This window comes from Nocardioides sp. CER19, from assembly GCF_029846275.1.
Taxonomy (GTDB): Bacteria; Actinomycetota; Actinomycetes; order Propionibacteriales; family Nocardioidaceae; genus Nocardioides.
This window is the reverse complement of sequence record NZ_JARVWS010000002.1, coordinates 630,924-644,787: the sequence shown is the minus strand read 5'-3', so window position 1 is coordinate 644,787 and position 13,864 is coordinate 630,924. Positions and strand designations below refer to the sequence as shown.

14 protein-coding genes are annotated in these 13,864 nt (G+C 72.6%); 4 read left to right on the top strand and 10 right to left on the bottom strand.

All coding sequences use genetic code 11. The features are described from left to right. Positions 1 to 94 precede the first annotated feature (94 nt). Both QDS12_RS11545 and QDS12_RS11540 read left to right on the top strand, forming a co-directional pair. Positions 95 to 1,174: an ATP-dependent DNA ligase gene (locus QDS12_RS11545; RefSeq protein WP_279879143.1), complete on the top strand. Its 1,080-nt coding sequence runs from the start codon at positions 95 to 97 to the stop codon at positions 1,172 to 1,174. Between the two features lie 64 nt (positions 1,175 to 1,238). Next, the gene (locus QDS12_RS11540; protein ID WP_279879142.1) at positions 1,239 to 1,772 is read left to right on the top strand and encodes a hypothetical protein; all 534 of its coding nucleotides are present in this window, start codon (positions 1,239 to 1,241) and stop codon (positions 1,770 to 1,772) included. A gap of 289 nt (positions 1,773 to 2,061) precedes the next feature. On the opposite strand, the gene QDS12_RS11535 is transcribed toward QDS12_RS11540, so the two are convergent. Further along, complete coding sequence (locus QDS12_RS11535; RefSeq protein WP_279879141.1) at positions 2,062 to 3,162, bottom strand: DNA polymerase domain-containing protein; 1,101 nt, start codon at positions 3,160 to 3,162, stop codon at positions 2,062 to 2,064. A gap of 82 nt (positions 3,163 to 3,244) precedes the next feature. On the opposite strand from QDS12_RS11535, the gene msrB reads away from it, so the two are divergent. Continuing rightward, positions 3,245 to 3,649 carry a peptide-methionine (R)-S-oxide reductase MsrB gene (gene msrB, locus QDS12_RS11530; protein WP_279879140.1) on the top strand — a complete coding sequence of 135 codons (405 nt, stop codon included), beginning with the start codon at positions 3,245 to 3,247 and terminating at the stop codon, positions 3,647 to 3,649. 30 nt (positions 3,650 to 3,679) lie between these two features. On the opposite strand, the gene hemQ is transcribed toward msrB, so the two are convergent. The 8 genes from hemQ to QDS12_RS11490 all read right to left on the bottom strand — a co-directional run bounded on the left by hemQ (position 3,680) and on the right by QDS12_RS11490 (position 11,729). Next, positions 3,680 to 4,423: a hydrogen peroxide-dependent heme synthase gene (gene hemQ / locus QDS12_RS11525; protein WP_279879139.1), complete on the bottom strand. Its 744-nt coding sequence runs from the start codon at positions 4,421 to 4,423 to the stop codon at positions 3,680 to 3,682. Positions 4,424 to 4,500: 77 nt separating this feature from the next. Then, the gene (locus QDS12_RS11520) at positions 4,501 to 5,148 is read right to left on the bottom strand and encodes a response regulator transcription factor (protein ID WP_279879138.1); all 648 of its coding nucleotides are present in this window, start codon (positions 5,146 to 5,148) and stop codon (positions 4,501 to 4,503) included. Then, the gene (locus QDS12_RS11515; protein WP_279879136.1) at positions 5,145 to 7,196 is read right to left on the bottom strand and encodes a sensor histidine kinase; all 2,052 of its coding nucleotides are present in this window, start codon (positions 7,194 to 7,196) and stop codon (positions 5,145 to 5,147) included. The genes QDS12_RS11520 and QDS12_RS11515 overlap by 4 nt, the downstream gene beginning before the upstream one ends. Before the next feature lie 56 nt (positions 7,197 to 7,252). Continuing rightward, the gene (locus QDS12_RS11510) at positions 7,253 to 7,966 is read right to left on the bottom strand and encodes a hypothetical protein (protein ID WP_279879135.1); all 714 of its coding nucleotides are present in this window, start codon (positions 7,964 to 7,966) and stop codon (positions 7,253 to 7,255) included. A 132-nt stretch (positions 7,967 to 8,098) separates the two neighbouring features. Beyond that, positions 8,099 to 9,463, bottom strand: a complete 1,365-nt coding sequence (gene hemG / locus QDS12_RS11505; protein WP_279879133.1) for a protoporphyrinogen oxidase — start codon at positions 9,461 to 9,463, stop codon at positions 8,099 to 8,101. Between the two features lie 132 nt (positions 9,464 to 9,595). Next, a complete protein-coding gene (locus QDS12_RS11500; protein ID WP_279879131.1) occupies positions 9,596 to 10,096 on the bottom strand; it encodes a flavin reductase family protein in 501 nt (166 codons plus the stop codon). After that, positions 10,093 to 10,590 carry an NAD(P)H-dependent oxidoreductase gene (locus QDS12_RS11495; RefSeq protein WP_279879130.1) on the bottom strand — a complete coding sequence of 166 codons (498 nt, stop codon included), beginning with the start codon at positions 10,588 to 10,590 and terminating at the stop codon, positions 10,093 to 10,095. The genes QDS12_RS11500 and QDS12_RS11495 overlap by 4 nt, the downstream gene beginning before the upstream one ends. After that, a complete protein-coding gene (locus tag QDS12_RS11490; protein ID WP_279879128.1) occupies positions 10,587 to 11,729 on the bottom strand; it encodes an LLM class flavin-dependent oxidoreductase in 1,143 nt (380 codons plus the stop codon). Before QDS12_RS11490 ends, QDS12_RS11495 begins: the two co-directional genes overlap by 4 nt. Positions 11,730 to 11,827: 98 nt before the next feature. Between QDS12_RS11490 and QDS12_RS11485 the strand changes: the two genes are divergently transcribed. After that, a complete protein-coding gene (locus QDS12_RS11485; protein ID WP_279879127.1) occupies positions 11,828 to 12,769 on the top strand; it encodes a DUF4349 domain-containing protein in 942 nt (313 codons plus the stop codon). A 16-nt stretch (positions 12,770 to 12,785) separates the two neighbouring features. Here QDS12_RS11485 and hemE read toward each other — a convergent pair whose 3' ends face one another. Further along, positions 12,786 to 13,835 carry a uroporphyrinogen decarboxylase gene (hemE, locus tag QDS12_RS11480; RefSeq protein WP_279879125.1) on the bottom strand — a complete coding sequence of 350 codons (1,050 nt, stop codon included), beginning with the start codon at positions 13,833 to 13,835 and terminating at the stop codon, positions 12,786 to 12,788. Positions 13,836 to 13,864 lie beyond the last annotated feature (29 nt).

The window sequence follows — 13,864 nt, the reverse complement described above, 5'->3', positions numbered from 1 at the left end:
TCCCGGCCAGCCTAGGTGACGTCACCTGGAGGCAGCCAATCAACCGTCCGAGCGATCGGCCCGGCCGCAGGCACCGCTCCACTAGGCTCGGCCCGTGGATCTCCCGGTGATGCCCCCGGTCCTGCCGATGCTAGCCAAGTCCGTGTCCGCGGTCCCGACGACCGGCGGACACAGCTTCGAGCCGAAGTGGGACGGGTTCCGATGCCTGGTCTTCCGCGACGGCGACGAGGTCGAGCTCGCGTCGCGCAACACCAAGCCGCTCACGCGCTACTTCCCCGAGGTGGTCGCCGCCGTCAAGGAGCAGCTTCCCGAGCGGTGCGTGCTCGACGGCGAGCTCTTCGTGGCCAGCGGCGACCGGCTCGAGTTCGAGGTGCTGCAGGAGCGCATCCACCCGGCCGCCTCCCGCATCAAGCTGCTCGCCGAGAGCACCCCGGCCTCGTTCGTCGCCTTCGACCTCCTGGCCCTGGGCGACGAGTCGTACGTCGACCGGCCGTTCAGCGAGCGGCGCGCGGCGCTCGAGACGGCGCTCGCCGACCTGCCCGCCGACGGGCCGTGCCACCTGACCCGGACCACGACCGACCCCGCCGAGGCCGACCAGTGGTTCCGCCAGTTCGAGGGCGCCGGGCTCGACGGCGTCGTGGCGAAGCCGCTGGGGGCGCCGTACGCGCCGAACCAGCGGACGATGCTCAAGATCAAGCACGCACGGACCGCCGACGTGGTGGTCGCCGGCTACCGGCTGCACAAGAACTCGACCGACGACGAGCCGCTGCTCGGGAGCCTGCTCCTCGGGCTCTACCAGGACGGTCAGCTCCAGCACGTCGGTGTCTCTGCCTCCTTCACCGCCAAGCGGCGCGCCGAGCTGATCGAGGAGCTGCGCCCGCTCGAGGTACCGCTCGACGAGCATCCGTGGGGGCACTGGGCCGAGTTCCTCACCGCGAACCCCGACCGGGTGCCCGGCACGCAGTCCCGCTGGTCGCAGGGCAAGGACCTCTCGTTCGTCCCGCTGCGCCCCGACCGGGTGCTCGAGGTCGGCTACGACCACATGGAGGGCCGGCGCTTCCGGCACACCGCCCAGTTCAAGCGCTGGCGCCCGGACCGCGATCCCGAGTCGTGCGGCTACGACCAGCTCGAAGAGCCCGTTTCCTACGACCTCGGCGAGGTGTTGAACGGCTGAGCCCGCCCCGCCCGGATGGCGCGGGATAGGTGCCAGCGGCCCGCGCGGGCTCTAGCCTTAGATCATGAGTTACGACGTCGTTCTCCTTGTCGAGCAGGCGCTCTCGGCCGCGGACGCCAAACAGGTGCGGACGCTGCACGAGGGTCTCGACGAGCCGGTGGCCTACCACGTGATCCTCCCGATGGAGGACGCCGCCGCGAGGATCGAGGCCTCGCTCGGCACGCTCAGCGGTGGCGAGCTGCTCGGGACGCCGTCACTGCTCGTCAACGAGGTCGACCTCGACGCCGTCCGCAAGGACTGCCTCGACCGGGCGACTGACGACCTGTCCGACACGCTGGACGCGCTGCGCACCGCCGGTGCGACCGCCGAGGGCCAGGTCGTCGACGCGCCGCCCATCGAGGCGCTCAAGGCGAAGGTCGCCGAGGTCGACGGCCGCGAGGCGATCATCCTCACCCGCCCGCACGTGGTCTCCGAGTTCTTCCACGTCGACTGGACCTCGCAGGCCAGGCGCAAGATCGGCGTACCCGTGCTCCACCTGCTGGAGCACGAGAACTTCGACGAGCAGGCCGGCGAGGGCGAGGGCGTCACCGGTCTCTGAGAGTCCGTCAACGCCGACATGCGACGCGTTTCCGACCTGTTACCGAGTGGTGGCGTCGGAGTGGAACGGGCTTGGCGGGTCCTTCTTTAACCTTGCCGGGTCGGGGCGTCCGGGGGGACTACCCGGCAGAGGGCTGGTAGCCGGCCGGTCTCCACGGAGGCCGCGCGGCCGCACCCACCGAGGCACCAGGGGGTTCCCGCTCCTGGAGCGACGACCGCGTCGGGGGGCGCGGGCCGGCGCGCTGTCTTGTGGAGGGCCCGCTGGTCGTCGGGGGATCACCAGCGGGCCCTCAGCCTTGCTCGGTGGCTCGATCCGTCGCCTTCTCGACGCGGTTGCCGTCGGCGTCCCAGTGCTCGGCGACCTTCTTGCTCGGCTGGACCCGCGGTGGCTCCCCCGGCATCTTGGGGTAGTCCGGCGGGAAGCTCTGCTCGATCCCGTCCCACAGCGCGATCAGCGGGTCGAGGTCGTGCGCGACGTCGTCGATACCGGCCCACGGGTCGGCGTCCTTCATCCGCTCGGGGACGGTGAAGAGGTTGAGGTCGCGCGGGTCCGTCAGGTCGGCCAGCTCGGCCCAGGTGAGCGGAGTGGAGACGGGCGCGCCGGGCCGGGGCCGCAGCGAGTACGCCGACGCGATGGTGCGGTCGCGGTTGTTCTGGTTGAAGTCGACGAAGATCCGCTCCCCCCGCTCCTCCTTCCACCAGTTGACGGTGACGCCCGCGTCGCGCCGGGCGAGCTCCTGGCCGAAGCCGATGGCGGCGTGCCGGACGTCCTCGAACGGTCGCTCGGGCTTGATCCGGACATAGATGTGCACGCCCCGGTTGCCGCTGGTCTTCGGGTAGCCCACGATGCCGAGCTCGTCCAGCAGCTCCTTCGCGACACCGGCGACGCGGACCGCGTCCGCGAACGACGTACCCGGCTGCGGATCCAGGTCGATGCGCAGCTCGTCGGGGTGGTCGACCTCGGGTCGGCGTACGGGCCAGGGGTGGAAGGTGAGCGCGCCCATCTGGGCGCACCAGACGGGGATCGCCGGCTCGGTCGGGCAGATCTCGTCGGCCTTGCGGCCGCTCGGGAAGGCGACCTGGACCGTCTCGAGGTAGTCGGGAGCGCCCTTCGGCGCACGCTTCTGGTAGAAGCCGTCGGCCTCGCGATCGGTCGGGCCGGTGGCGAGTCGCATCCCCTCGCGCCAGCCGTCCGGCCACCGCTCGAGCGCGACCGGCCGCTCACCGACGGCGCGCATCAGCCGCTCCCCGACGTCGGCGAAGAACTGCGCGACCATCAGCTTGGTGACCTCGGGCGTCCGCTCGGTGGCCTCGTAGACGACCCGGTCGGGGCTCGAGATGCGCACCGCCCGGTCGCCGGCCACGACCTCGGCTGCTGGTGTCTTCGCCATGGGCGACAACCTAGCCGGGACGTCCGGCGGACGGGCACCCTCAGCCGCGGGTGGCGTAGGACCTCCCGCGTAGGATCGAGCCGTGGCCTACAACGTCGAGAAGAGTGACGCCGAGTGGCGTGAGGAGCTGTCCCCCGCGGAGTACCAGGTGCTGCGCGAGGCCGGCACGGAGCGTGCGTTCACCGGCGAGTACACCGACACCGAGACGAAGGGCGTCTACCGCTGCAAGGCGTGCCAGGCGAAGCTCTTCGAGTCCGACACCAAGTTCCACTCCGGCTGCGGCTGGCCGTCGTTCTACCAGCCGATCACCGACACGATCGAGTACATCGAGGACAACTCCCACGGCATGAAGCGCGTGGAGGTCAGGTGCGCCAACTGCGGTTCGCACCTGGGGCACGTGTTCCCCGACGGCTACGGCACGCCGACCGGCGACCGCTACTGCATCAACTCGATCAGCATCTCGCTGGAGCTCGCCGACGACGCCTGAGCATGGTGAGCGGGAGCGCGTACCACGCGGTCAGAAGGCGCTGACCGGCAGGAGGTCGACGAGCTCGTCGGCGGTGATGCGCCGGCCGGTGTAGAACGGCACCTCCTCGCGCACGTGGCGACGGGTCTCCGAGCCGCGCAGGTGCCGCATCAGGTCGACGATGCGAGAGAGGTCGTCGGCCTCGAAGGCGAGGATCCACTCGTAGTCGCCGAGCGCGAAGGCCGGGACCGTGTTGGCGCGGACGTCGGGGTAGTCGCGCGCCATCTGGCCGTGCTCGGCGAGGAGGCGGCGGCGCTCGGTGTCCTCGAGGAGGTACCACTCGTAGGAGCGGACGAACGGGTAGACCGCGACGTAGGAGTGCGCCCGCTCCTCGGCGAGGAACGCCGGGAGGTGGCTGCGGTTGAACTCCGCCGGGCGGTGCAGCGCCATCTGGCTCCAGACCGGCGCGAGCCGCGAGCCGAAGCGGGTGCGCCGCAGGGCGTGGTAGGCCTTCTGCAGCTGGTCGGAGGAGCCGGCGTGCCACCAGATCATGACGTCCGCGTCGGCACGCAGGCCGCCCACGTCGTAGAGGCCACGGACGACGACGTCCTGGTCGGCGAGACCGTCGAGGAAGCGCTTGAGCTCCGAGAGCTCCAGCTTCGCGTCGTCCTCGTCCTCGTCGAAGGGCTCCTCGAACCGGAAGACCGACCACATCGTGTAGCGGATCAGCTCGTTGAGCTCGTTGATCCGGGCGGCGTTGGACTTGATGTGGGCCTGCGGGTCGGTCTCGGTCATGCCCCCATTATTCGCCGGGCCTGCTCCGGGGACGAGGCGGGGAGGTGTGGTGCTCGTCGCGTCCGGAGGCACGCTCGCTAGCGGCCGTAGCCCGCCTCGCGCGCCTTCACGATCGCCTCCGCGCGCCCGGCCGCGTGCAGCTTGGCGTAGATCCCCGACACGGCGTTGCGGACCGTCTTCGACGACACGTAGAGCTCCCCCGCGATCTGGTCGTTGGAGCGCCCGGCGGCGAGCAGCTGCAGCACCTGCCGCTCCCGGTCGGTCAGCTCGGGGAACGGCTGGGGCGCCTCGCTGCGGAGGGCGCCGGAGAAGTACGCCGCCACCTTGGTCGCGAGCGTCGCCCCGAAGACCATCCCGCCGGCGGCGGCCGCCCGGATCGCGTGCTGCACCTCGTCAGCCCCGGAGCCCTTGAGCAGGTAGCCGCTCGCCCCACCGCGGATGGCGGCGAGGACGGTCTCGTCGTCCTCGTTCATCGTCAGCATGACCACCTTGACCCCCGCGTGGCGCGCCGTGATGCGGCGGGTCGCCTCGAGGCCGTCGAGCCGTGGCATCTGGATGTCCATGACGACGATGTCCGGGGCGGTCTCCTCGACGAGGTGCAGCACGTCGACGCCGTCGGCGGCCAGCCCGACGACCTCGATGCCGTCGAGCGCGCCCAGCAGCGCGTTGAGCCCGTCCCGGACGATCTGGTGGTCGTCGGCGACCAGCACCCTGATCTCGGTCATCGCTCTCCTCCGGCGATCGGCAGCACGGCTGTCACGACAGTCCCACCCGTCGGCGGGCAGGCCACCTCGACGCGGCCGCCGAGCTCGAGCGCTCGTTCGCGCATGGAGCGCAGCCCGACGCCGGACGGCACGTCCTCGCCGAGGCCGGCCCCGTCGTCGGCGACCTCGAGCCGCAGCGCGCCGTCGGCCGCGCACAGCCGCACGCCGGCCCGCGTCGCCCCGGCGTGGCGGACGGTGTTCGTGAGTGCCTCGGCGACGATCCGGTACGCAGCGACCTCGACCGCGGCGGGCAGCGCGGACAGCCCGTCGTCGGCGACGGAGATCGCGGGGCCGCCTCGGGCGAGCTGGTCGGCCAGCTGCCGGAGCGCACCCACGAGACCCAGGTCGTCCAAGGCCGGCGGGCGGAGGTCGTGCACGAGCCGTCGTACGTCGGCCACGGCGTCCTGGACGGTGCGGCTGGCCTCGAGCAGCCGGGTGCCGGCGGCGGCGGGGTCCTTCTCGACCAGCAGCCGGGCGCTCTCCAGCTGGAAGACGACGCCGCTGAGCACCGGACCGAGGCCGTCGTGGAGGTCGCGGCGGATCCGCCGGCGCTCCTCCTCGCGGGCGGTGACGAGCCGCTCGCGGCTCCGCTGGACCTCCTCGGCCAGGCCGGTGGTGCGGGCGGCGTTCGCGGCCTGGCGGACCAGGTCGGCCAGCAGCTGGCCGTCACGGCGCGAGAGCCAGCTGCGCGCCCCGCGGGACGGCAGGACGAGCCGGCCGACCTCGGCGCCGCGGTACACGATCGGCAGGCTCCGGGTCTGTGCGGGCCGCGCCCCGTGGGTGGCGACGAGCCGCTCGCCGTCGCCGCGGTCGACCTCGACGGCGACGTACCGCACCCGGAAGGCCGTGGCGACCGCGCGCGCCACCGCGGCGAGCTGCTCGGGGCCCTGGTCGATCGACTCGAGGGTGGAGGCCAGGCCGGCGACGACGTCGTAGGGGTCGGAGCGCTTGCCGAGCATGAGGACCTGCACCCAGCGGGCGAGCCGGCCGCGCAGCGGGCCGTAGAGGACGACGGAGACGAGCAGCACGACGAGGACCAGCTGTCGCTCGGTGAGCGAGTCGTCGAGCATGGCGCTGAGCAGCGCGATCGCGACGAGGTCGACCGCGAGGATGATGCCGGCGAGGACGGCGTAGACGAGGGTGCGGGCGAGCAGGTCGTCGATCGCGACCAGCCGGGGGTCGACGACGGCGATCGTCATCGCGGTCGCCGGCAGCACCATGATGACGAAGATGGCGGCGTCGTTGACCGCCTGGATGTCCAGGCCGGCGGAGACGACGAGGACGAGGGCGATCGCGACGACGCTCCACAGCAGCCACCGCATCCGGTCGCGCTCGAGCCCGGTCGAGCGGCGGTAGCGGACGACCACCGCGAGCATGGCGGAGAGCAGCCCGGCGACCTGGACGGCGATGCTGGCCGACAGCACCGCGTCGGAGGCAGGCAACGGCAGCGAGCCCCAGTCGACGTCGACCTCGCTCGGCAGCCTCACGTCGGGGAGCGCACCGTCGGCGCGCGTCACGACCACCACGAGGGCGCCGAGGCCCATGGCGAGCGTGGTGACCCAGCCGGTCACGCGCCAGCGACCGGGGAGGAACCGTCCGGTCGGGAAGAGGAGGAGCAGGAGCGCCCCGGTGAGCGGGAGGAACGCACCGAGGCGGTTGAACGACCAGAGCGCGAGGTTGGCGAGCGGGAGCGCGTCGTCGGGTCTGATGGCGAAGCGGGCGTAGGACTGGCTGAGGCCGTCCTGCGCCCAGAAGAGGCCCGTCCACGCCAGCCCCCAGCCGATGCCCTGGCGCGGGCTCCTGACCAGGATCACGGCGGCGAGGCCGGCCAGCAGCAGCCCGAGCAGCGTGTAGCTCCAGCCCCAGCCCGCCGCGATCCGGGCGCCCGGGCCGTCGACGTCGGTGTGCAGGTCGAGCGCGACGCTCGCGGCGAACGCCGCCAGTGTCAGCAGCACCACGAACCCGACCGCCCACGGGGCGGCCGGGCGACGGGCGCCGGTGGGATGCACCGGGCCATTGTGGAGCCGGTCCGGCCCCACAGGGGCCGGACCGGCGGAAACTGCACTCACAGTCGGTACTGCTTGTCGCCGACCGTGAAGCCGATCCCGGTGACGAGGACCAGGAGGGCCCCGGTGAGACCGGCCATGTACTCCAGCGGCGAGATGCCGAGCAGGACCGTCAGGCCGCCCAGGACCAGACCGGCCCGGCCGATCCAGCGCGGCACGCCGCCGCGGCGCGAGACCACGTACGTCGCCAGCCCGGCGAGGCCGGCGAGGACCCACACCCACGGGATGGTGCCGATCCAGTGGTTGTAGAGGGCCGCGTTGTAGATGTCGACCGACTTGTCGTCCTGGGACAGGCTCATCATGAACTCGGTGTCGAGGCCGCTGCCCATGACGACGACGACGGCGGTACCGACCAGGCCGGCCAGCGCGACGAGCGGGGCGGCCGAGTCGGCGGCGACGGCGCGGAGCCGGTGGAAGAGGCCGACGCCGAAGACGATCAGCAGCAGCGCGCCCACGACGGCGATGGAGTGGAACGCGAACATCGCGCCGGTCTGGCCGGCGATCTTGTCGGCGATCTCCTGCGGGTGCCCGGCCAGGTCCTTGTCGTAGACGCCGTTGACGGCAGTCGTCGTGGCGAGGATGCCGAAGCCGGCGAGGCCGGCTCCGATGCCGGCCAGCGACCAGGACCGGCCGCCCCTGCGGGTCGGGGTGGCGTCACGGCCGAAGGTGACGTCGTCGCGGGCCGGTCGATGGGTGGTGACGTGGGTGCTCATGGTGGGTTCTCCTCAGAGGTGCTGCGGCGTGGTTGCCGATCTGAGAAGACCCTCGCGGGCCGGGTGTCCCGCGGCCCAGGGACAACGGGGCAATGTTCGGCGGGACGCCGGGGCGGGGCAGGTAGCCGTCAGCTACATGCGGGTCAGCAGCTCGTCGACCGCGCGACGGGCCGAGGCGATGACGGCCGGGATCCCGACGCCGTCGTACGCCGCCCCGGCGATCGCCAGCACGCGACCGGTGCGCCCGGTGCGACCGGCGACGGCCTCGCGGATCCGCTGGACGCGGGCGGAGTGTCCGACGGCGTACTGCGGGAGGCCGAGCGGCCAGCGCTGCACGTGACTGTCGACCGGGGTCGCCCGCACGCCGGTCGCCGCGGCGAGGTCGCCCAGCGACTGCGCGATGAGCTCGTTGTCCGTGTAGTCCAGCGTGTGCGACTCGCGGGCGCGGCCGATGCTGGTGCGCAGGTGGAGGACGCCCACGCCCTCGCCGGCGCGGCGGACCCAGTCCCACTTCGCGAACGAGAACGTCGAGGCCTTGATCCGGCGGTGCTGGTCCGGCGGGACGAGGAAGCCGCTGGTGTCGTGGCCGAGCGGCCAGTCCTCGACGCGGAACGCGTGCGTGATGACAGCGACCGACGCGTGGTCGATGAGCGCCAGGTCGTCGGCCGGCGCGGCCCCGAGCGGCCCCGCGAGGATCTGCGCGGTCGCATGGGCCGGGGTCGCGAGCACGACGGCGTCGGCCGTCAGGGCGCCGTCCAACGTCTCGACGACGACGCCGACCTGGACCGGGTCGACCCAGCGGACCGGTTGCCCCGTGTGGAGGTCCAGCCCGGCCGCGAGCGTCTCCGGGAGCAGCCCCATGCCGCCCTCGATGCCGGCGAAGACCGGCATGTCGCTCCCCCGCGGGATGGCCGCGAGCTGCGGTGTGAGCGGTCCGTTGTCGTGCAGCGCGGCGAGCTGGGGCACGGCGGCCTTGACGGAGATCTCCCGCGCCCGGCCGGCGTACACGCCCCCGAGCAGCGGCTCCACCAGCCGGTCGGTCACCTCGGGGCCGAACCGCTCGTCGACGATCGACCCGACGCTGTCGTCACCGTCGCCGATCGGCGCGAGCGCGAGTCGCTCGGCCTCCTCCCGGGCGCGCGCCATCCCGTCCGGCGAGAGCACCCCGCACGCCTCGAGCGCGTCGAGGTCCATCGGCGCACCCATGAGGGAGGGCGGCAGCGGCCGCAGCGCGCCGTCGACCCAGAGCTTCGACGTCGCCTTGGTCGGGTGCACGATCGGCAGTCCGAGGTCACGGGCGAGGTCGGTGCCCTCGGCGCGCCGCGCGAGCATCGCCTCCGCGCCGACGTCGACCATCACGTCGGCGACCGACGCACGGCGGAGCTTGCCGCCGACCCGCTCCGAGGCCTCGAGCACGACGACCTCGTGGCCGCCCTCCGCGAGGAAGTGCCCCGCCGCCAATCCGGCAACGCCCGCGCCCACGACGACCACCTTCACGTCCGGCAGTCTCGCAGAGTGCGAGCGGCGGTGGGTCATCGACCTCGCGGGGCCCCGCGGGCGGAAGGAGCCTCGCGCGGCGACGAACTGGGTGCGTAGCCGCCGCCGCGCGAGGGGTCTGTGGGGAGTCGCTCAGGCGGACTCGGCCAGCCGGCCGAAGCCCGAGCGGTGGAAGATCAGAGGGCTGCCGGTCTCGGGGTGCTCCACCGCGTGCAGCTGGAGCAGCACGATGAGGTGGTCGCCCGCCTCGACCTCGCGATAGATCGTGCAGTCGAACCGGGCCAGCCCCTCGTCGAGCGTCACCGCGCCGTCGTCGGTGGCGCTGACCGCGATCCCCTCGAAGCGTGCGTCGACGGGGCCGGCGAGCTGGCGGCACACATCGCCGTGGTGGTCGGCGAGGACGGTGACGCCCAGGTGGGCGGTACGCCGGAGGTCGGGCCAGGTCTTGGAGCTGTTGGCGACCGAGAAGGAGACCAGCGGCGGGTCGAGGCTGACCGAGGTGAAGGAGCTGGCCGCGAGCCCGATCAGCCGCCCGTCGACCTCGGCCGCCACGGCGACGACGCCGCTCGGGAAGCTGCCGAAGGCGCTGCGCAGGCGAGCCGGGTCGAGGTCCTGGTTCGTTTGCAGCGTCATGCGCGGGCTCCTAGGAAGGCGGCGACGAGGGGCGAGGTGGCGGCGAGCCAGTCGGCGTACGCCGCGGGGTCGTCGTGCTGCGCGTCGACCACGTAGAGCGCGCGGCCGGGGACGGTGCCGCCGATCTCGGTGAGCACGGGCCGGAGGGTGAGCTCCGGCGCGAGCGAGTGGGCGGGGCTGCCGCCGAGCATGAGCGGTACGGCGAGTCCGGACAGGCCGGTACCGCCCGCGAAGCGGTCGAGGAAGAGCTTGAGCAGCCCGGTGTAGGCACCTTTGTAGGTCGGGCTCGCCACGACGACGAGCTCGGCGGCGCCGACCTCCTTGACCAGCTCGGCGACGGTCTCGTCGGTCCAGTCGAGCAGCGCCGGGCCGAGGGTGGCCAGGTCGACGACGAGGTCGGGCTCGGAGCCGGACAGCTCGCGGGCGACGTACGTCGCGGCGGCGAGCGTGCGACTGGCCGGCTTCGGGTTGCCGACGACGACGGCCGTCGTCACGAGGCGGCCGCCTTCCCGGCGAACGGGACGGCCGCCGGGCGAGAGGCGGGCGCCCCTTGCCACAGCCCGCGGCGGGCCAGCTCGGGCAGGACACCCTCGCCGAACCAGTAGGCCTCCTCGAGGTGCGGGTAGCCGGAGAGGACGAACTCCTCGATGCCGACGGCGGCGTACTCCTCGACGAGGTCGGCGATCTCCGCGTGGCTGCCGACCATCGCCGTCCCGGCGCCCCCGCGCACCAGGCCGACACCGGCCCACAGGTGCGGGTGGATCTCGAGGGCGTCCTTGGTGCCGCCGTTGAGCTCGAGCATCCGGCGCTGGCCCTCGGACTGGCTGCGGCGGAGGTTGTCCTGGACTCGCTGGATCTGCTCGGGCGAGATCTGGCTGAGCAGCCGGTCGGCCTCGGCCCACGCGTCGGCGGAGGTGTCCCGGGCGATGGTGTGCAGCCGGATCCCGAACCGCAGCTCACGTCCGTGGGCTGCGGCCGCCGCCCGGACCCGGGCGATCTTCTCGGCGACCGCGGCCGGCGGCTCGCCCCAGGTCAGGTAGACGTCGGCGTGCCGGGCCGCGACCTCGACCGCCGCCGGCGACGAGCCACCGAAGTAGATCTCCGGCAACGGGTCGGGGATGAGCTGGAGGACGGCGTCCTCGACGGACAGGTGCTCGCCGCGGAAGGTCACCTTCTCGCCGGTCCAGAGCTCCTTGACGATGTGGAGGAACTCGCCGCACCGCTCGTAGCGGGCGTCCTTGTCGAGGAAGTCGCCGAACATCCGCTGCTCGGCGTCCTCGCCGCCGGTGACGACGTTGAGGAGCAGCCGGCCGCCGGAGAGGTTCTGGAAGGAGGCGGCCATCTGGGCGGCGAGGTAGGGCGACACGATGCCGGGCCGGAACGCGACGAGGAACTTCAGCCGCTCCGAGAGGCTGCTGATCATGGCCGTCGTGATCCACGCGTCCTCGCACCAGGCGCCGGTCGGGGTGAGCGCCGCCTCGAAGCCGAGCTGCTCCGCGCTGCGGGCGATCTGGCCGAGGTAGGGAACCGAGGCCGGGCGGCCGCCCGCGCCCTCGACGGCCGCGCCGTGGCCGCCGCCGACGACGGCCCGCCCGTCGCCGCCGTTGGTCGGGAGGAACCAGTGGAACTTCACGGTCTCTCGCCCACTTCCTATTGTTGATCATCTTTCTTGACTTAATGGACAGATTAGCAGCCTGGGAACCGGATCCGCCGCATGCCCGTCCGATGGACATGAAGCCCTCACTCCCGCGCGTCGCGGCCGCTCTCGCCGTCCCGCTCCTCCTCCTCGCCGGCTGCTCGTCCGGCTCGTCCGGCTCGTCCGGCGGCTCCTCCTCCGACTCCGCCGCGCAGAAGTCCGCCTCGGGAAGTCGTCAGCTCGGCGAGACGGCGAGCGGCGCGGCCGGTGCTCCGGCCAGTGTCCCGCAGGCTGCCGACGTCGCCTCCCAGACCGGTGCGGCACCCGTGGTCGAGCAGGCGTCGATCATCTCGACCGGCTCGGTCTCGCTCACCGCGCCCGACGTCGCCCAGGCCCGCATCGCCGTCGAGCACGTCGCCGACACGTACGCCGGCCAGGTCACCGACCAGGAGACCGCGACCGCCGACGACAAGAAGATGGGCTTCGCCCGCCTGGTGCTGCGCGTCCCGTCCCGCTCCTTCGACGACGCGATGGGCGATCTCGAGAAGGCCGCGACCCTCGTCGACTCGAAGACGACCAGCACCGACGTGTCGACCCAGGTCATCGACGTCGACGAGCGGGTCAAGTCCGCCCGGGCCAGCATCGACCGCATCACGACGCTGCTCTCCCGGGCCGAGAAGATCGGCGACATCATGGCGATCGAGTCGCAGCTCTCCGCCCGCGAGGCCGACCTGAACTCACTCCTCCGCCAGCAGGCCCACCTCGCCGACCAGACGTCGCTGTCGACGATCTCGGTCAGCATCGACCGGCCGGCGGCCGTACACCACACCCGGACGGTGCCCGGCCGGACCGGCTTCATGGCCGGTCTCGAGGGCGGCTGGGACGCGCTGCGTGCCTTCGCGACGGGCGTCGGCACCGTGGTCGGCGCACTGCTGCCCTGGACCCCGGTCATCGCCGTGATCGGGGTTCCGGTGTGGCTGCTGGTCCGCCGGGCGCGGCGTACTCGTCCCCCGGCGGCGTCTCCGGACGCGGTGTGACCTGGCCCCGCGAGTCTCAGCCCAGCGGGTACGACTGCACGTAGTCAGTCAGCCGCTTGAGCTGGTCCGGGTTCGTCGACGGGATCACGCCGTGACCGAGGTTGAAGATGTGGCCCCGGGCGGATCGACCGGCCTCGATGATCTCCCCGGCGCGGGCGAGCATGACGTCGGTCGGCGCGAAGACGAGGGTCGGGTCGAGGTTGCCCTGGACGCAGCGACCCTGGGGGCCGCCGACGCGCGCGATGCCGTCGGCGAGCGGGGTGCGCCAGTCGACACCGACGACGTCCGCGCCGGCCTCGCCCATGAGCGTGAGGAGGTTGGTGGTGCCGACGCCGAAGTGGATCCGCGGGACACCGAGCTCGCCGATGCGGGTGAGGACGGCCGCGGAGTGCGGCATCACGTGGGCGGCGTAGTCGCCGGGCGTCAGCGCGCCGGCCCACGAGTCGAAGAGCTGGACCGCCGACGCACCGGCCGCGACCTGGACCTCGAGGAAGGCGGCCGCGATGCCGGCGATCTTGCGCATCAGCGCGTCCCACACGTCCGGAGCGCCGAACATCATCGCCTTGGTGAGCGCGTGCTCCTTCGACGGCCCGCCCTCGACGAGGTACGACGCCACGGTGAACGGCGCGCCGGCGAAGCCGATCAGCGGGGTCGGCCCCAGCTCGGCCACGAGCTGCCGGACCGCCTGGGTGATCATCGGCACGGCGTCAGGCGTCAGGTCGGGGATCGCCTCGACGTCGGCGAGGGTGCGCACCGGGTGGGCGACGACCGGGCCGACGCCCGGCTTGATGTCGAGGTCGACACCGATGGCCTTGAGCGGCAGCACGATGTCGGAGTAGAAGATGGCCGCGTCCACGCCGTACCGCCGGACCGGCTGCAACGTGATCTCCGTCGTCAGGTCGGGGTCGAGGCAGGACTCGAGCATGCCGACGCCCTCGCGGAGCTTGAGGTACTCCGGCAGTGAGCGCCCCGCCTGCCGCATGAACCAGACCGGCGTGTGAGGCACCTCCTCACCACGCGCGGCCTTGAGGAAAGCGGAGTCGGCAAGGCCCGGTGATGCAGTCACGGTGCGATGGTCCCACCCCCTCCGGCGTG